This window comes from Mesoterricola silvestris, from assembly GCF_030295405.1.
In the GTDB taxonomy this organism is placed as follows: domain Bacteria; phylum Acidobacteriota; class Holophagae; order Holophagales; family Holophagaceae; genus Mesoterricola; species Mesoterricola silvestris.
Genome location: NZ_AP027080.1, coordinates 3,678,280 through 3,695,962 on the forward strand (window position 1 = coordinate 3,678,280; position 17,683 = coordinate 3,695,962).

16 protein-coding genes are annotated in these 17,683 nt (G+C 64.5%); 6 read left to right on the forward strand and 10 right to left on the reverse strand.

The features are described from left to right. Positions 1–248: 248 nt before the first annotated feature. Positions 249–578, reverse strand: coding sequence for a DHCW motif cupin fold protein (locus R2J76_RS15880; protein WP_316412615.1), 330 nt, complete (start codon positions 576–578; stop codon positions 249–251). A gap of 546 nt (positions 579–1,124) precedes the next feature. Between R2J76_RS15880 and R2J76_RS15885 the strand changes: the two genes are divergently transcribed. After that, the gene (locus R2J76_RS15885; protein WP_449405577.1) at positions 1,125–2,210 is read left to right on the forward strand and encodes an IS256 family transposase; all 1,086 of its coding nucleotides are present in this window, start codon (positions 1,125–1,127) and stop codon (positions 2,208–2,210) included. Positions 2,211–3,076: 866 nt separating this feature from the next. Here the strand turns inward: R2J76_RS15885 and R2J76_RS15890 are convergent. Next, positions 3,077–3,466 carry a hypothetical protein gene (locus R2J76_RS15890; protein ID WP_316412616.1) on the reverse strand — a complete coding sequence of 130 codons (390 nt, stop codon included), beginning with the start codon at positions 3,464–3,466 and terminating at the stop codon, positions 3,077–3,079. 305 nt (positions 3,467–3,771) lie between these two features. Continuing rightward, entirely contained in the window at positions 3,772–4,122 is a 351-nt protein-coding gene (locus R2J76_RS15895) for a hypothetical protein (protein WP_316412617.1), read from the reverse strand. A 460-nt stretch (positions 4,123–4,582) separates the two neighbouring features. Between R2J76_RS15895 and R2J76_RS15900 the strand changes: the two genes are divergently transcribed. Both R2J76_RS15900 and R2J76_RS15905 read left to right on the forward strand, forming a co-directional pair. Continuing rightward, positions 4,583–4,873: a type II toxin-antitoxin system RelE/ParE family toxin gene (locus tag R2J76_RS15900; RefSeq protein ID WP_316412618.1), complete on the forward strand. Its 291-nt coding sequence runs from the start codon at positions 4,583–4,585 to the stop codon at positions 4,871–4,873. A gap of 7 nt (positions 4,874–4,880) precedes the next feature. Further along, positions 4,881–5,168, forward strand: a complete 288-nt coding sequence (locus tag R2J76_RS15905; RefSeq protein ID WP_316412619.1) for a HigA family addiction module antitoxin — start codon at positions 4,881–4,883, stop codon at positions 5,166–5,168. 796 nt (positions 5,169–5,964) lie between these two features. Here R2J76_RS15905 and R2J76_RS15910 read toward each other — a convergent pair. Further along, positions 5,965–6,441 (reverse strand): hypothetical protein, encoded by a 477-nt coding sequence (locus R2J76_RS15910; RefSeq protein ID WP_316412620.1) that lies wholly within the window; start codon positions 6,439–6,441, stop codon positions 5,965–5,967. Between the two features lie 259 nt (positions 6,442–6,700). Continuing rightward, positions 6,701–7,279, reverse strand: a complete 579-nt coding sequence (locus tag R2J76_RS15915; protein ID WP_316412621.1) for a hypothetical protein — start codon at positions 7,277–7,279, stop codon at positions 6,701–6,703. Between the two features lie 1,825 nt (positions 7,280–9,104). Between R2J76_RS15915 and R2J76_RS15920 the strand changes: the two genes are divergently transcribed. Further along, positions 9,105–9,356 (forward strand): phage integrase N-terminal SAM-like domain-containing protein, encoded by a 252-nt coding sequence (locus R2J76_RS15920; protein WP_316412622.1) that lies wholly within the window; start codon positions 9,105–9,107, stop codon positions 9,354–9,356. A gap of 65 nt (positions 9,357–9,421) precedes the next feature. Here R2J76_RS15920 and R2J76_RS15925 read toward each other — a convergent pair whose 3' ends face one another. The 5 genes from R2J76_RS15925 to R2J76_RS15945 all read right to left on the reverse strand — a co-directional run bounded on the left by R2J76_RS15925 (position 9,422) and on the right by R2J76_RS15945 (position 14,086). Then, positions 9,422–10,030 carry a hypothetical protein gene (locus tag R2J76_RS15925; protein ID WP_316412623.1) on the reverse strand — a complete coding sequence of 203 codons (609 nt, stop codon included), beginning with the start codon at positions 10,028–10,030 and terminating at the stop codon, positions 9,422–9,424. 104 nt (positions 10,031–10,134) lie between these two features. Continuing rightward, the gene (locus R2J76_RS15930; protein ID WP_316412624.1) at positions 10,135–11,478 is read right to left on the reverse strand and encodes a metal-dependent hydrolase family protein; all 1,344 of its coding nucleotides are present in this window, start codon (positions 11,476–11,478) and stop codon (positions 10,135–10,137) included. A gap of 30 nt (positions 11,479–11,508) precedes the next feature. Next, positions 11,509–12,477 (reverse strand): hypothetical protein, encoded by a 969-nt coding sequence (locus R2J76_RS15935; RefSeq protein ID WP_316412625.1) that lies wholly within the window; start codon positions 12,475–12,477, stop codon positions 11,509–11,511. Between the two features lie 689 nt (positions 12,478–13,166). After that, positions 13,167–13,514 carry a GIY-YIG nuclease family protein gene (locus R2J76_RS15940; protein ID WP_316412626.1) on the reverse strand — a complete coding sequence of 116 codons (348 nt, stop codon included), beginning with the start codon at positions 13,512–13,514 and terminating at the stop codon, positions 13,167–13,169. A gap of 2 nt (positions 13,515–13,516) precedes the next feature. Next, complete coding sequence (locus R2J76_RS15945; protein WP_316412627.1) at positions 13,517–14,086, reverse strand: DUF2239 family protein; 570 nt, start codon at positions 14,084–14,086, stop codon at positions 13,517–13,519. 101 nt (positions 14,087–14,187) lie between these two features. Here R2J76_RS15945 and R2J76_RS15950 point away from each other — a divergent pair, with 101 nt between their 5' ends. After that, a complete protein-coding gene (locus tag R2J76_RS15950; RefSeq protein ID WP_316412628.1) occupies positions 14,188–15,123 on the forward strand; it encodes a PaaI family thioesterase in 936 nt (311 codons plus the stop codon). Positions 15,124–15,209: 86 nt separating this feature from the next. After that, positions 15,210–17,681, forward strand: coding sequence for a phosphoenolpyruvate--protein phosphotransferase (ptsP, locus tag R2J76_RS15955; RefSeq protein ID WP_316412629.1), 2,472 nt, complete (start codon positions 15,210–15,212; stop codon positions 17,679–17,681). Positions 17,682–17,683 lie beyond the last annotated feature (2 nt).

Here is a 17,683-nt window from a genome sequence, read left to right on the forward strand (position 1 = left end):
GAATGACGATACCACCAAGGGGAGACGCGCAGGTTGGGGTCCGACCTCGAACGCTGGGTTAGGGCCGGCGCGTGGACAGTACCTAGTTGGGAAGGCGCGGTGGGATTGGCGTTCAGCTGAATCGCCCGGAGGAGGGGAAGGACGCTGATTGCCGATCGGGTTGCGGCTTGCCCTGCTGAGTAGGCGGGTCCAGCGCACCCTTGCCCGCACCTCCTTTGGAGCGGCCGTAACCCGTGCAACCAAAGGATTCAATCGACAATGAAGAGCTTGGCACCGCCGTTGGTAGATGAACGGTGAGCTTCCGCATTATCTGCGACTTGATAGCTCATGCCAGGCTTCAAAACAAAGGACCGGCCATCATCGAGCTCGGTGAGGAGCTCACCTTCAACGCAAAGCAGAATGTGGCCCTTTCTGCACCAATGGTTTGCCTTATAACCCGGAGAGTATTCAACCATTCGCACCCGGATGCCATTAAAAGTTTTCGTTCGCCAAGAGGCAGAACCCGTTTCCCCCACATGCTCTGTGGATTCAACGAGGGTCCAGTCGGTAATGCCAAAAGGAGTAGCGGAGATCTGCACATTGCCTCCGTGGGAAACACCAACGATTGAAGTGGGGAGTGGTGGGTGATGCCTAACGCCGAAGTTGACCGGCCCCAGCCTGGCGGCGCGGTTGAAGGAGAAGGCATACGGAAGATGCCGAAATCATAGCAGGAGCCGCTGGCGGCTGGGGTCCGGGGTCGAACGCAATGTTAGGCGCTCAATGGAGTTATCGCTAAAACACCTGGAAATTTGGATCGAGGCGAGCATTCAATGCTTTGATAAGTTCCTTGGTGCGATTCCCATATGGCCACATGGGGGCATTGACGCATGACCTACGGATTGTCTTTCCCCCACAATCCAGCTCCATAAGTGCGTTTGTGCCATCGGTTGTGTATAAAAGCTTCTGTAAGTTAGCCCCCGCGCCATTCCAGGTGTCCGGGTAGCAAAGGGGCCACTGGCTCCAGTAGGTTTGAAGTTGCGAGCAAGCAAGCCTACGAAAGGAAGCCAATGGCCGAGTTGAAGTTTGAGGTCCCCGAGGGGACTGTGGAAGGACTGTTTTCGCAGCCAGGAGGCGAGGGCTTCCGAGTGCTGGTGGAAGCCGTGGCCCAGGCCCTGATCAACAGCCAGGCCGACGCCCATTTCGAGGCGCCCTGGAACGCCCGGGGCATGGAACGGCCTAACGGCTATCGCAATGGCTACAAGGATCGTGGCTTCCAGACCGTGGCCGGCGCCCTGGAGCTATCTGTACCGCAGGCCCGGAACGGCTCCTTCCGGCCGGCCCTATTCGAGCGCTGGCAGAGATCCGAGCGCGCCCTGCTGGCCGCTTGCGGCCAGATGGTGCTGGCCGGGGTGTCCAACCGGAACGTGAGCAGGCTGGCGGAGGAGGCCTTCGGGGCAGAGGTCAGTCCCAGCCTGGTATCCCAGATCCTAAAGGACATCGAGCCGGCCGTGGAAGCGTTTCGGACCCGGCCCTTGGGTGCCTTTCCGTATCTCCTCGTTGACGCCCGGTTCGACAAAGTCCGGGAAGGCCACCGCGTCCGCAGCCGGGCCTTCCTATGGGCTGCTGGGGTCAACGAGAAGGGGGAGCGAGAGGTCCTGGGCTGGCTGGATTGGGGCGGAGAGACCGAGGTGGCCTGGGAGGGCCTGTTCAAGGACCTGAAGGGTCGTGGCCTGCATGGGGTCGACCTGCTGGTCTCGGACGCCCACGAGGGCCTCTGCCAGGCCGCGACGAAGGCGTTTCCCGGATCGAGCTGGCAGGAGTGCCAGGCGCACTTCCTCCGCAGGTCGATCGAGCAGGTCAAGGCGGCGGACCAGAAGGCCTTCCGGGAAGACGTGAGGGCCGTGCTCCACGCCGTGGACTACGTCCGGTCGCAGGAGTTGCTCGGTCTGCTGAGGGCGCGCTGGGAGGAGAAATCGCCCAAGGCAGTGGACTACGTGGAGGAGCACCTGGACAGCCTCCAGGCCGTCCTGGCGCTACCCGAGGGCCATCATAAGCGGCTGCGGACGACCAATATGGTCGAGCGATTCAACCAGGAGCTGAAGCGAAAGAGCCGACTGGTGCGGGTTTGGCCCAATGCGGAAAGCCGGGAACGCGTCTACGGGGCGCTTCTCATGGAACAGAACGAGGCCTGGACCGGCCAGGCATGGGTGCACATGGGGGGACCGGCGTGATCTTGTTCCTATGGTCGCTCCATGCCCTGATGGCGCCGACCCATGCTCTGTGGAGCGTGCTCAGGCATGGAAAGCCTGTGGACTGCGCTTCGCGCACCGGCCCTGCGGGCCTGCCCGCACCCTTTCCACACCCTCGGGCTGCGCCTGGAGACCGCTGCGCGTTCTCCACATGCCCCACAGCGGATGGTCATCAGCAGGAATCTGATCGGTTTCGCCGGGCCGGGCGGGGTCCGCCTGCGGCTGCCCGCCCTAGACTGAGGAAATCCCTACTGGAGCGGACTTACAGAAAATTCTGGACACAACTGTGCCATCGGCCCACCACCCAGTAGGCTTCTCAGAGAAATCTGAAGCTGCCTTAGCGAGCCCAAGAATTCTCAGCGTCACTTCCTGGGGAATGACGGTTTGGAAGACTGCCTCAGTTAGCTTCCCCTGGTCTGTGAAAGGCATCCCTCTCTTGGTGACATTCAACGTTCCATCCCGCGAAAGTGAAAGCAGAAACTCGTCAGCTCCAGGCAACCCACCGCCGGTGTGCAGTTTCATGGATCGTGGTTCACCAGCCACGACCGTGGACATGGCGAGCCCAGCGATTACTGCAATTCGGGTTGGAAAAGCGAAGACAAGTCTCATCGGGGTGCTCTTAACGCTGAATTAATTCGGTGTGGGTGCTGCCTAACGCCGAAGTTGAGTCGGCCCCAACCTTGCGGCGCGAGTGGAGGAGAAGGAAGGTTGGAAAGACGATACCACCAAGGGGAGAAGTGCAGGTTGGGGTCCGACCTCGAACGCTGGGTTAGGACCGGCACGCACAAATTCCCTCGTTGGGGCGGCGCCGTGGGACTGGGATTCGAGGTTAAAATCCTGCTGGAATTTTACTTGGGTTTTACCAGAGAAATGGCACGTTTGACTGCCTGAATAATCTCAGGGTTTGAGTTCATCGGTGGAAATTGGTCGCAATACTTCGAAGCCCGGCGAAGCGCTTCTATTGAGTTGGGGTTGTCGTGTTTAAAGTGCTCGACGTAAATCCCAAGACTGGTGATGTCGCCTGCGAGGAGGATTTCCTGCTCAGCAATTGCCTCCTCGTTTTTGGCGGTCCTAAGCTGTCGAAGGAGCCGAACGCGTTCAAATGTTGATGCGCAATACCGCCATTCAGAAGTTTCCGCATTGGATTTGATCCTATACCTGGTTGCCAGCCACCCTCCGACAATGCCGCCGATAATGGCCGTCGCGATTGGAATAATGATGTGCCGGTTTACGCGCATGTGGATTCCTAACGCCGAAGTTGAGTCGGCCCCAACCTGGAGGCGCGAGTGGGGGAGAGGGGAGGCAGGAACGACGATACCACCAAGGGGAGAAGGGCAGGTTGGGGTCCGACCTCGAACGCTGGGTTAGGACCGGCGCGTGAATAGCACCTCGTTGGGGCGGCGCAGAGAAGCCCGCCTACCCCTACCGTGGCCTTTGAGGGAGTCGCTTCAGGACACGGCGCGAAGGGCAATGCCGGTGAAAAGGTGCCAGGGATGTAGGTAACAAGCAAAGACCCTTACATTGATTTGCGCCCCGCATTCGTTCAACGATTTGGCCCCATGCAAATCATGAGGATGAAGAGCAACAGGATGGTTGTGTTCCAGGCCAGAATGCAAAGACGCAAACGGCGAAGATATTTCAGGGCCTCGGGTACAGTCTCCGCCCATGTAGGCGTCTTAAAAAGGAGCCGGAAGGAAAGTCGATTAACGGCAAGGCGGCTTCTGATGGCGGTGCATTCAGGTGCCCTCCAAATGAAGCCGCTTGGCTTACCATCGGCTTCCCAATCTTTTCGGGCAGACTCGTACTCAAGACGGATTACCTGATCGAATGAAAGGAAGCCGAGGATTAGGACGGCGAGAGCAGGGATCATGATTACTGGGAACAGGAACTCCAATTGTGATTTCCTCGGTGGTGTCTGGCCCTGAATGGGGAGGTGGTGGGTGGTCCTAACGCTGACTGGGCTTGTGCTAGGAACCGCCTAACGCTGACTGGGCTGTGGCTGCGTGAAGCCTAACGCCCGGCTTGACCGGCCCCAAAGTGGCGGCGCCGTTGGCGGAGAAGGATGGTGGGGTTCGAGGAGACTCGGTGGGATGAATGCACTTTGGGGTCCGGGTCGAAGCGATGGTTAGGCAGACGGGGGTTTCGTGATGAGACCCGAGAACCGGCGCGGTGGGGCAATGCCGCTGGGTGGAACGACTGCATAGGGGACAATTGAGGATAAGCCTAACGCCCTTTGGCCTGGCAGGTAAGGTACCTCTGGCCAGTTCTGGCTGACGAGGTGAGGGTGAAGAAGGCGAATTCATCCTTGCACGGTATTCGTGTATGTCTATCATGAAGGGATAGGAGGCTGGCGAGTGATTGTGACCTTTGGCGATTTGTCAACGAAGGCCCTTTACGACGGCAGCCCCCGGAAGGACTTCAAAGCCATTCCTCCTAACATCCACAGTTCAGCGCTGAGGAAGCTCGACATGCTCAATGCTGCAACGACCCTTGGTGATTTGCGGTCGCCGCCAGGCAACCGTCTTGAGGCCCTTGAGGGAGATTTGGCGGGCTGGCACAGCATTCGGATCAACGATCAATGGCGAATCATATTCCGCTGGCAAGGTTCCGACGCTGCAGACGTTCATATAGTCGATTACCACTGAGGCTGCCATGATTCCGACCCACCGCATTCCGACCCATCCGGGAGAAATCCTCCTTGAGGAGTTCCTGGTGCCGATGGCCATCACCCAGGTTCATCTGGCAGGCCATATCGGGGTACCTACGCAGCGGGTTAATGAATTGATCCGCGGCAAGCGTGGGGTGACGCCTGATACTGCCTGGTTGCTGAGCAAGGCCTTTAGCACCAGCCCTGAATTTTGGCTGAACCTGCAAACTGCATATGACCTAGCCAAGGCTCGTCCCCATCGAACGATCAGACCAATGGGGAAGGTCAGCTAGGCATTGATGCGGTTCGTGTTGGGTATACCACGCGCTGAACCGCCGCGGATTGGGTGACGCCTAACGCCGAAGTTGAGTCGGTCCGAACCTGGCGGCGCGAGTGAAGGAGAAGGGAGGCTGGAATGACGATACCACCAGGGGAGAAGTGCCGGTTGGGGTCCGACCTCGAACGCTGGGTTAGGACCGGCGCGCCCATCATGCCGCGGTAGGACGGCGCCCGAACTCGTTCTTGTGTTTGTGTAACCCAAAGATGATGAGACAGTTCACGAACCCTAAAGCGAAGACAAGAAGAACCACTAACCCAAAAGGTGGTTGGGGCTTCATTGGCATTGAATCCACGCCCGCCCATTTACCGAGGATCCCGAAGGGAATGATCAGCATCAGGTAGAAGTGAAGGCTGAGGGCCACGAATCTGGCGAGCCTGAACCTTAGCCAGAGCCCAGCCACTAGGCCTGGCCAGAAAATCAGGCCAATGATGCCGAAGGTCAAGTGTCCGTGAACTACGGCTCGGACGTGCAGACAGGCAAGGAATAGGTAAAAAGCTGAAAGAAGCCAAAGAACCCATCGAATCGGCAATTCCAGATGCTTAAGGTTTGCCCACATGGGATACCCTAACGCTGGCGTTGACCGGCCCCAGCCTGGCGGCGCGGATGAAGGAGAAGGAAGGTTGAAGATGCCGAAAGCATAGCAGGAGCCACTGAAGGCTGGGGTCCGGGGTCGAACGCATGGTTAGGCAGTCGGCGAAGAGAAAGACCTTGCGAGTTCGCGGCGCGATGGGGCAATGCCGCAGGGTAGGTTACCGATTTGGGATTCGTGGGGGCCGAAGCTTGGTGTGGCATTTTTGCGCCTCGGCCTGAGCAAGGTTCAGTAGATATGCCTTCATCATGGCATATTGCCTATCGTCATAAATGCAGATGTGGTATCGGAAGATCTCGTCATCAGAGGTTCGAAATGAGCAGATTTCTCGTACTCCGTAACCCTTTCCGAGTTCTTTAAAGTCCTTCGGCAACTTCTCGTCAAAACAGTCTTCGATGATGGTGCCGAACACCTCGCGAATCGGGATAGGGACAGAGTACCCCTTGATTTGGATTGTTCGTGGATCATCAATGCCTCGGACAAGTTCCGCGACAGGCGGAAGATGGTCTTCGAGGCTGTAAATGTACCGGGCAAGCCCCGGGACCGTTTTCACTTTACGCAGGCGCTCGATTGAACCTGCCATGGCTGGTGACACGATCAGGCCTGCAAGTAGAAAAGCGAGCAAATGACAACGCATGGGAAATACCTAACGCAGAAATGATGCGGGCTGGGTGATGCCTAACGCAGAAGCTGACCGGCCCCAAAGTGGCGGCGCGGTTGGCGGAGAAGGACGATGGGGTTCAAGGAGCGCTGGTGGCATGAAGGCACTTTGGGGTCCGGGTCGAGCGCAAGGTTAGGCAGACGGACGTTTGGTGATGTGATCCAAGGCGCGGCGCGATGGGGCAATGCCGCTGGGCGGAACGACTGCGACGGGAGCGATGGTGCAAAGGGCGGCGTCACTTTGGGCAGGGTTCAGAGAAACTGGTGAATTTCATTTTTCCTGGGGGACGGTGCATTCTCGTGATTCGTTTGATTTCGCCGCCAGTGGTGACTTGATAGATGATTTTGAACTCGGTAGGGAGGCCGGGCTGATCACTGTGCCCTTCGGCACCAACTTCCAAGACGTTCGGTGATAGCCAACGTCTGCCAACGACATAGTAGTGGATATTCCAGATGTCATCCGGGAAGGCCTTGAGGATCAGGCCATCGATGGAAAGTTGATTTTGAGGTGCGGAGAGGTTGATGATCATTGATTCTGCGACGTTTGACCCAGGGTAATCGGTCAAAGCTAATGTGGCGCTGTCTGGCGACCAGAGAGCGGTCAAGTAGCGGTCGAAATGGTAAATTTCACTTTCTGATTTACCTTTCAGGCACCTAAGAATCAAATGGAAATCCTCTGAACCTGGCTTGCCTAGACAGAAGATTTCATATTCGCCATTCGGCGAGCGAAGTCGCTGTTTGCTTGGCCAACGCCCTTCCTTAGCCTGCCCAAAGGTGGTGAGGGCGACGATGAGGAGCAATAGAAGGGCTTTCACGATGCTTCCTGGCGATTAATTGCTGCGGGCTGGGGGATGCCTAACGCCGAAGTTGAGTCGGCCCCAACCTGGCGGCGCGAGTGGAGGAGAAGGGAGGTTGGAATGACGATACCACCAAGGGGAGAAGTGCAGGTTGGGGTCTGACCTCGAACGCTTGGTTAGGACCGGCGCGTGAATATTACCTCGTTGGGACGACGCGGTGGGATAGGCGCGCAGTTGAAGCGCCCGGAGGTTGACGTCGCTGATTGCAGATCGAGCTGCTGCTTGCCCTGGTGATGTAGCTCTGGGCTTTTCTCCCACTGAGGCCGGCGCGGATAAGCCCGCCTACCTTGACCTTCGAGCGATCCGCAGCGTGACGCGGCGCAATGCGGGGCCCTCGGGTTCAGCTCGCCCCCTGCCCTCACGCTGACTGGGCTGGGGCTTGGTGAAGCCTAACGCACGGCTTGACCGGCCCCAGCCCTGGCGGCGCTGTCAGCGGAGAAGTTCGATTGGAGATGACGAAGAACTGATTGGGGTGAAACAGGGCTGGGGTCCGAGTCGAAGCGATGGTTAGGCAGGCGATGGCTCTGTGATGAGACCCGAGACGCGGCGTGATACGTCAATACCGCTGGGTGGAACAACTGCAATGGTAACGATGGGGGGAATGCTACCACCCTTCTGCACGTGAATATGCTGGGTTGCTAGGCAATTGCGACCTCGATTAGAAGTAAACCCAAGTGCCTCGGCTACCCTCAAATTCAAATTCGGCCTGGTCAATGGCTTCGGCAATTGCGGAGTGCCAGGTATCGGAGCAGACAACCCAGTTTGCATCACACCCGAAGAGGTAAAAGGAGCCCTCGCCTTTGTCGTGGCAAATGGCAAGGCCGGAGGATGGTTCAAGTTTTGGGTTTGCTACTCGATGAGCCGTGCTGCCTGTTTGGCGATGGCGGCCATCAATCGGTGTGAAGCAAACGACTTCTATCCCACCGAGTTCTCTTGGGCAAGCGACCATTGTTTATGCCTCAATGAGAATTGCTGGGAGATGGGAGATGCCTAACGCCGAAGTTGAGTCGGCCCCAACCTGGCGGCGCGAGTGGAGGAGAAGGGAGGTTGGAATGACGATACCACCAAGGGGAGAAGTGCAGGTTGGGGTCTGACCTCGAACGCTTGGTTAGGACCGGCGCGTGAATATTACCTCGTTGGGACGACGCGGTGGGATAGGCGCGCAGTTGAAGCGCCCGGAGGTTGACGTCGCTGATTGCAGATCGAGCTGCTGCTTGCCCTGGTGATGTAGCTCTGGGCTTTTCTCCCACTGAGGCCGGCGCGGATAAGCCCGCCTACCTTGACCTTCGAGCGATCCGCAGCGTGACGCGGCGCAATGCGGGGCCCTCGGGTTCAGCTCGCCCCCTGCCCTCACGCTGACTGGGCTGGGGCTTGGTGAAGCCTAACCATAATTGGGTGTCGGACGGGGAATCGAACGCTGGCGTGTAAAGACCGGGAAATTTATTGGCCCGCACCGTCTGGGGTGAGTCGGTATTAACGCATTGGGTGGACTTGGGCGCGTCGCTTCGGGAGGGCAGTTTTCTTCATTCTGCATTGGCTTGGACGCACATGCAAAAGGTTCCGGACGGATGTCGTTCCGGGATTGGGCGACCGTGGGGATGCCGCCTATTCCGGGCTGGATCCGGATTAGGCGACGAGCTCGAAGGCGGCCAAAGGGCCTTGGGGAAGGGATTCAGGCGAACAGTCGAAGGTTCAGGACCTTCGCGGCAAGCCGGGTTTGCCGACCTTGACACGTTTGATGGGAACCCTAGATATGGCGGAATTCCACGAATCGAGGTCTGCCTTGTCCCCCCTGCCCTTCCCGTCCGAACCCAGCGCCGGCACCGGAATGCTGGGCTTGGAATCGGATGAGGCCGATCGTCTTGGCCCGGCCCTATGGCTGCTGGACCGGGTCCGGCACTACAGCATCCGCACGGAGGATACGGGGGTGGATTGGATTCGGAAGTTCATTCTTCATCACGGGAAACGCCTTCCCGCGGGCATGGGAGCGGCAGAGGTGAAAGCCTTCCTGACCCTCCTTGCTTTGGAGGGTTAGGCCCCCGCGGCCACCCAGAACCAAGCGAAGGCCGCCATCCTGTTCCTGTATTCGAGAACCCCGGCTTAACCTTTGGCGTTCTTCAGCTTGACAAGATCGCTATGGAACTTGTCCAGGGTCATCTGCAGAGTGAGCACCAGCCGGTCGCAGAGGCCCAGGCACGCCTTGACCTTGGCGCTCGGGTTGCGATCCCGCTTGATCGCGTCCTTGGCGGTAACCATTTTCCGGCTCAGGTTCTGCAGCCGGGCGCTGCCGAGGATGACATCCTTCAGGTCCAGCGCGGAGAGGCGCAGCTTTTCCCGGTCGATGCGGGAGAGGCCGGCGTCGGGGTTGGGCAGGAGGATGCACTTGCGGACGGCCTGGACCCAGCTGCGATCGCGCTCCTCGATGAGGCCTTCACTCGCCGCGTCCATGGCCCTCATGGCTTCAAGCATGTCCGCGCGCGGGCTGTTTTCCTGGAGGTAGGCGCGCACATCCCTCATGAGCCTTCTCCAGTCGGAGACGTCGTCCAGGGGCGTCTTTTCGAAGGGCTTGAGCAGCAGGTTCTCCTGGCCGTAGACCCGGGTGTGGAGGCTCGTGATCCGCCGGCCGAGATCATCGCCAGCGTCGGCCAGGATGGGCGGCGCACAGAGCACCGCCATGGACGCCGCGAGGGTCCAAGTGGGTAAACGCATGGTTCCTCCGTGGATCGAGTAATATTAATTACCCATTATCCCGAATCATAGGCCGCAGGCCCGCGGTGGCAAGCCGCGGTTTCCCAGCCCGCCCCGGAGCGGGGCTACGGCTTCAGGATGTCCTTGTGGATGCGGCCGTCCTTCATGATCACGACGAAATTCCTGTCCGCGTCCTCCACCAGCTTGAGGTCGGCCAGGGGATTCCCTTCCACCAGGAGCAGGTCCGCCAGGGCGCCTTCCTCCACCACGCCGAGCCGGCCCGGGTACGGATTGCGGGGGCCCGATAGCGCCAGGAGCTCGGCGTTGACCCGGGTGGCCATGGCCAGGACCTCGGCGGGCGGGTACCAGCGGCCCATCTTCGCCAGCTGGAAGCCCTGGCGCGCGGCGAGGCGGGCGTCGAAGAGCACGTCGGTGCCCCAGGCGGTCTTGATGCGGTACTTGCGGGCCAGGGCGTAGGCGGTGTCGGTGCCGTGGCTCATCTGCAGCTGCTTGGCGCGGTTGTCCGAGCCCGGGGGGAAGGGCGCAGCATCCTCGTCGTCCAGGAAGGGCTGCAGGCAGAGCCAGATGCCCTTTTCGGCCAGGAGCCTGGCGGTGGGCTCGTCCAGGAGCTGGCCGTGGTCGATGCAGCGCACCCCGCCGCGCACCGCGGTCTGGATGGCCCGGGGCGTGTAGGCGTGGACGGTGACGTACGTGCCCCAGTTCTCCGCCGCCTCCACGGCGGCGCGGAACTCGGCCTCGGTGTATTGGCTGGCGTCCAGGGGGTCGTAGTTGGAGGATACGCCCCCGCCCGCGGCCAGCTTGAGGAAGACCGCGCCGTGCATGAACTGCTCCCGGGACCGCAGCCGCACCTCGTCGGGATTGTCGGCGATGGCCGACATGCCCCCCGCCTCGGGGTGGCTCAGGGCCCCGCCGGGGGTCTTGGGAATCTCGTAGGGCAGGCGGAAATCCCCGTGGCCTCCGGTCTGGGAGATCATGGCGCCGGAGGGCCAGATGCGGGGCCCTTCCAGGACGCCCTCGTCGATGGCGCGCTTGAGCCCGAAGACCGGCCCCGACAGGTCCCGGACGCTGGTGAAGCCCCGCATCAGCGTGTTGCGGGCCTCCCTGCCGGCCACCAGGGTGAGGTAGCCCGGATCCGCCGTCATGCTCACGGAGATGGGCGGCACGGCCAGGGCCGCGTGCCAGTGGGCGTCGATGAGCCCCGGCATGAGGGTCCGCCCGCCCCCGGGGATCACCCGCAGCCCCGCCTTCCTCTCCGCGGGCAGGAGGCCCGGGGCGATGCGCTCGATGCGGTTGCCCCGCACCAGGACGCTGGAGGGGGCGGAAAGCTCCGCCCCCTTGCCGTCGAAGATCCGCACGTTCTCGAAGAGGACCCCGGCGGGTTCAGGGGGCGCCGCCAGGGCGGCCAGGCCCAGGGCGAGCACGTGGAGAAGGGCGATCCTGCGTCGCATTTCGCCTCCGATGGATGGGATGCGGGAATTCTACACCCGGCCGGAAGCGGCGGGGCCCCGGGATGGGGGCACGGAACGGGATGCCGAATCCCGTTTCAGCAATCGGACAGCGGCTTCCCGGATGGCCTCGGGCTTCACGGCCTCCCACCGGACTCCGGCCGGGGGCCCGTTCAGGCCAAGGATCTGGGCCAAATCCCGCATTACCAGGCGATTGGCGTACGGGTGCGGCAGGTTGCGTTGATCGGAAAGGTTCGCGCTGAAGGCCCGCAGCAGCGAGGCCTGGGTGGTCGTCGCCCGGGAAAGCTCGGCCAGCTTGGCGCGGTACTCGAGCTCGGGCTGCTCCAGCCCCGGGAAGCGGCGGCTGTCCGCGAAGTGCTGGCCTTCATGGACCAGGTAGCTGACGTGGAAGGCCTCCGAGGCGAGGTCATAGCTGCCCTTCAGGCAGAAGAGGCGGTCCGGACGGGTCCATCCACCCGTATGGTAGGTGTCGCCCGTGGCGAAACCCATCCAGCCCAGGCAAAGGAAGCCGTCCAGCATGACGACGCGCACCTCCTCGTGCCCCTCGGGCAGTTCGACGCCAAAGTGCCGTTCCTCCTCCGAAGTCCACAGCATGCATTCGCGGAAGGGGCGGGTGTAGCCGAAGAGGGCGTGGATGCCCCGCTCCCGAAGCCTGGTCTCCAGGAGGGGTTCCAGGGCGCCCACGCCATCCCCGGGCGACCCGGTCCCGATCTGGGCCAAGGGGGCCAGGGCCCTGAACAGGTCCCGTTCCGCGGCCTCGGGGGTCGCCTGGCCAAGCATCGCCTGCTTCCAGTAGGCTTCGTAGGCCGCCAGGACGTGGGCCACCCAGGGATCCCGGGCCGTGGACGGCCTGGGGGAGGGACTGAACCGCGCAAGGAGGGTCTGGACGGCTTGGGATTGTGCCTTTTCCAGGGCTTCCAAAGGCAGGGCTTGGAACAGGGGAAGGGCGGTCTTCATATCGCCCTGGAGGGCGGAATTCATGGCTTGGTGGTACGTTTCGACGGCCTGGGCGCCTGCGGTTGAGGCTGGCGGTTCAGCGGCTGCGCCGGCGCATGAAAGGCACCCTCCGAGGAGAAGGCGGATACTCCAGGATTTCAGCATGCGGTAAGCCTATCAGTCCTGTGGGGGCGGGGGGGACACGGGAACCTGACCTCGGTCGGGCGGGAATCCGAAAGGTGGGTTGTCCGCCAACTCGCCCCGAGATCCGAGGCTTGCGCCGACGAGGTCCGTGAATCGGCGGAAAGGACTTGGATTGCAGTGTTGTCAGGTTGGGGGGACGGATTGTAAGGAGCGGATCGGAAGGGGCATCGAAAAGAAAACGCTGGGGCGCTGGGGCTCGCTGGGGCGCTGGGGAAAAGAAGGGAATGCTTGGGGGGGGACGGGACCCGCCGAGTCGTCCATCAAGAGGTTTTTTTTTCAGCGCCCCAGCGAGTCCCCAGCGCCCCAGCGTTTCATCCTTTTGCCAGGTGATCCAACACCACGGGTTCGTGCGTTGACATCAAGCATTCCCGTGGATCCACCCTTCACCGGCCCGCCGTGTTCAAGCCAACCATGTCAAGCAATCAAGGGCAGTCCCCATCGAAGCGAAGCATTCCGGCGCGATCTTCGGGAAAAAAGCCTGGCCTTCATTTCGAATGTCTTTTCATCGCCTCCGCATGCGTGGAGAGGAATCACCGTCCCCCTTCCCCCGCCCCCCCGAGCCTTTGCGCCCAGGCCGCCTTGCGTTCCTTCAGGGTCTCCTTGAGCACCAGGGGGCTCGCGCAGGGCTCCAGCACTTCCAGGACCACGTATTCGAAGGCGTCCTGGCCGAGGCGGGTCCATTCCGCCTGGAGGTCCTTGGCCAGGTGGCGGCCCTCGTTGAGGACGCCCCACTGGCCGTTGCGGGTGGCGTCCAGGTCGTTGGCGGAACCGGGCCAGGTGCGGCCGGTGGCCTTGAGGCGGATGCCGTAGATGCCGGAGCGGACCTTCCGTTCCTTGTAGGCCCTGAGGGCCGCCTTGCGATCGAAGGGGGAATCCATGGTCAACCTCGGGAAAGGGCCGGCTGGGCCAGGCGGAGGGTGGTGGCGCGCACGTCCCCGGGCCAGGCCCGGGTGTTCAGGTCGAAGGCCTCCGGGTCCCCGGCGAAGAGGGCGCGCAGGGCCTCCTCGTACCCGGGCTCGTCGCCGGCCATGGCGGACATGAAGCGGTAGGCGGCCTCCTGGGCGGCGCGGCGGCGGTCGGGGCCGGCCTGGGCGCGGCGGGCCTCCTCCACCAGCCGGCGCAGGGCCACGGAGGCCCCCCCGGGCTGGGTATTGAGCCAGTCCCAGTGCCGGGGAAGGAGGGTCACCTCCCGGGGGACGACCCCCAGCCGGGGGCGGCCCCGGCCCCGGGCGGGGGCGGGCGGATCCAGGCGGGCCAGCACCTCCTCGTCGGAACCGCGGGTGTCCAGGTCGATCACCCCGCCGGTGGCGTCGTCGAAGGTGAGGATGGGACCGCAGGCCGTGCGTTCCAGGGCGGCCTTCACGGCCAGGGCCACCTCCCGGAGGGGGCCGGAAGCCAGGCGGAGCCTGCCTTCGAAGGCGGTGGCGGGGCGGGTGGGCGACGTTTCCATGGGACCTCGAACCTCCAGGATAATTTTACCCGGGTAAAAATCAAGCACTTTCCTCGGCCCCCGCCCGGCCCCACCCCTACAATGGGAACGAGAGCGAGCCCATGACCCCTGCGGAAATCCCCATCCCCGACCTCCTGCGCCGGTTCGACGAGCGCATGGCGATCATTCCCTATTCCCGCATGGCGGGCATGTCCGTGGTCGGCCTGGACGAGGGGGGGGTGACGCTGCACCAGCCCGCCCGTCCCGAATGGAGCGGGGACGTGTCCCGCGGGCGGATCCACACCGGGTGCATCTGCGCCCTGGCCGACACGGCCTGCGGGTTCGCGGTGGGGGCGTCCCTGGGGGAGGCGGGGAATTTCGCCACCCTGGATCTGCGCATGGACTACCTGCGTTCGGCGGAAGTGGCCGGGGACCTCACGGCCCGGGCCCGGTGCCACCGGGTGTCCCGCAGCGTGGCCTTCGTCACCGGGGAGGTGCGCCAGCCGGGCAGCGACGAGGCGGTGGCCCTGGTGAACGCCACCTTCATGCGGACCGCGGGCACCGCGGGCGGCGGGCCGCGCCGGGCCCTCATCCCCGCCGCGCCCCTGAACCCCGTGTCCCCCGAGGCCCAGGAGGCCGCCTCCCAGGCCACCCACCCCGCGATCCCCGAAGGCCGCTCGCCCTACGTGGATCTCCTGGGCGTCGTCCTGCACCCCCAGGTGGAGGCCGGGCCGATCCTGCGCATGCCCTTCCGGGACGAGCTCATCGGCAACCCGCGCTTGCCGGCCATCCACGGCGGCGTGCTGGCGGGCTTCGCGGAAACGGTGATGTTCATGCACCTGGTGGCCACCAGCGCCCCCATGCTGCCGGCCATCCCCAAGGCGGTGGACTTCTCCATCGACTACCTGCGGCCGGCCCGGCCCGTGGACACCTTCGGGCAGGGCATCACCATCCGCCTGGGCAACCGGGTCTCCCTGGTCCAGGCCAGCCTCTGGCAGGAGGACCCCCAGCGCCCCGTGGCCGCCACCCGGGGCCACTGGCTCATGCCCGGAGCCTGATCCAGGCGGCTGGCCGCTATGGATGTTTTTTTCCTGTTCCTCCGCATAAGTGGGACACTACCGGCATCAACCCGGAAGGAGCCCCCATGGCCGTCCACTTGGAGCTAACGGCTCCCCTTTCAGGGGTCCTTGTCCCGCTCGACGACGTGCCGGATCCGGTCTTCGCCGGCCGGCTCACGGGGGACGGGATCGCCATCGATCCCACCTCCACCGAGCTCCTGGCGCCCCTGGCGGGCACCGTCTCCCAGCTGCATGCCGCCCGCCACGCGGTGGCCATCACCTCCGACCAGGGCCTGGAGGTCCTCCTGCACATCGGGATCGATACGGTGGCCCTGAAGGGGGACGGCTTCGAGGCCCGGGTGCGGGTGGGGGACCGGGTGCGCCAGGGCCAGCCCCTCCTCGCCTTCGACCCGGTCCTGGTGGGGCGCCGGGCCCGGAGCCTCCTCACCCTGATGGTCATCCCCGACGGCGCGCGGGTGAGGTCCCTGCGCCCGGCTTCGGGGCGGGTGGCGGCGGGGCGCGATGCGGCCCTGGCCCTCACCCTGGAGGAGGCCGGGGCCGGCCCCGGAGCGGCCGGGGGCGAAGCGGTGGAATGCGGGCCGGTGGTCCTGCCCAACCCCGCCGGCCTCCACGCGCGGCCCGCCGCGATCCTGGCGGCCGAGGCCAAGCGCTTTCCCGGGTCCATCCTGATCCTGAAGGGCGACGCCCAGGCCAACGCCAAATCCGTGGTAGCCCTCCTGGGGCTGGGGGCCGGGGGCGGGGACGCCCTGCGGGTGCGGGCCACCGGCCCCGGCGCGGCCGGGGCGGCCGGCGCCCTGGCCGCGCTGCTGGCTGCAGGCTGCGGCGACACGGCGGCCGAAGCCCCCGCCCCGGCGCCGCGGGCCGCCGCGGGCGCGGGGGAGCTGGCGGGACTGCCCGCGTCCCCGGGGCTGGCGGTGGGCCGGATCCATCAGCACCGCCCGGAGGCCGCCGAAGTGGAGGAAACCCCCGACCCGGCCCGGGACCCCTCCCGCCTGGAAGCCGCCCTGGCGGCGGCCCGGCTCCAGTTGGACGCCACCCTCTCCACCATGGAGGCCGGTTCGCCCCGGCGGAAGATCCTGGAGGCCCACCGGGAGCTTCTGGAGGACCCCGAGCTCACGGGCCCGGCCTTCGCGGGCATCGCCTCGGGCCTGGGCGCCGCCAAGGCCTGGCGGGAGGCCTTCAGCCGCCAGGCCGCGATCCTGGGCGGCCTGGATTCGGCCCTCCTGCGGGAGCGGGCCGGGGATATCCGGGACGTGGGGCGCCGGGTGCTGGCCCAGCTCACGGGAGCCCAGGCGGCGCCCCTGGAGGTGCCCGAGAGCGCCATCCTGGTGGCCGAGGAACTGACCCCGTCGGAGGCGGCCCAGCTGGACCGCACCCGGGTGCGGGGCCTCTGCACCACCACCGGGGGCCCCACGGGCCACGTGGCCCTCCTGGCCCGGTCCATGGGGATCCCCGCCATCTGCGGCCTGGACCCGGCCGCCCTGGACCTGCCCGACGGCACCCCGGCGGTGGTGGACGGCACCCTGGGCCTTTTGCGCCGGGATCCGGGCGAGGCGGACCTGGCCCGCCTGGAGCGACAGGCCGCGCAGCGGGCCCTGGAGCGGGAGGCGGCGCAGCGCCCCGCCCTCACCGCCGACGGCTTCAAGGTGGAGGTGGCCGCCAATATCCGCGACGCCCGGGACGCCCGGGAGGCCGTGGCCGCGGGGGCCGAGGCCGTCGGGCTGCTGCGCAGCGAATTCCTCTTCCGGGACCGCGCCGAGGCGCCCTCCGAGGACGCCCAGACCGGGGCCTACGGCGCCTGCGCCGAGGCCCTGGGCCCGGGCCGCAAGCTCGTGGTGCGCACCCTGGACGTGGGCGGCGACAAGCCCCTGGCCTACCAGCCCCTGCCCCGGGAGGAGAACCCCTTCCTGGGCCTGCGGGGGGTGCGGGTGAGCCTGGACCGCCCGGAGCTGTTCCGGGCCCAGCTCCGCGCCCTCCTGCGGGCCGCGCCCCTGGGGGACCTGCACATCATGTTCCCCATGGTGGCCACCCTGGAGGAGCTGCGCGCCGCCAAGGCCCTCCTGGCGGAGGAGGCGGGGGCGCAGTACCCGGCGGTGAAGGTGGGCGCCATGATCGAGGTGCCCTCGGCCGCGCTCATCGCCGACGCCCTGGCCCGGGAGGTGGATTTCCTCTCCATCGGCACCAACGACCTCACCCAGTACTGCCTGGCCATGGACCGCGGCCACCCCAAGCTGGCGAAGCAGGCCGATGGCCTGCACCCCGCGGTGCTGCGCCTCATCGCCCTCACCGTGGAGGCGGCGCACCGCCACGGCAAATGGGTGGGGGTCTGCGGCGGACTGGCCTCGGACCCGCTGGCCCTCCCCGCCCTCCTGGGGCTGGGCGTGGACGAGCTGTCCGTGGACATCCCCGCCATCGGCGCCGTGAAAGTCCGGCTTTCGCGCCTGGTCCGCGCCGAGTGCGTGGCCCTGGCCCGGGAACTGCTCACCCTTTCCACCGCGACGGAGGTCCGGGCGCGCCTGGCTTCCGTGGCCGATTGACG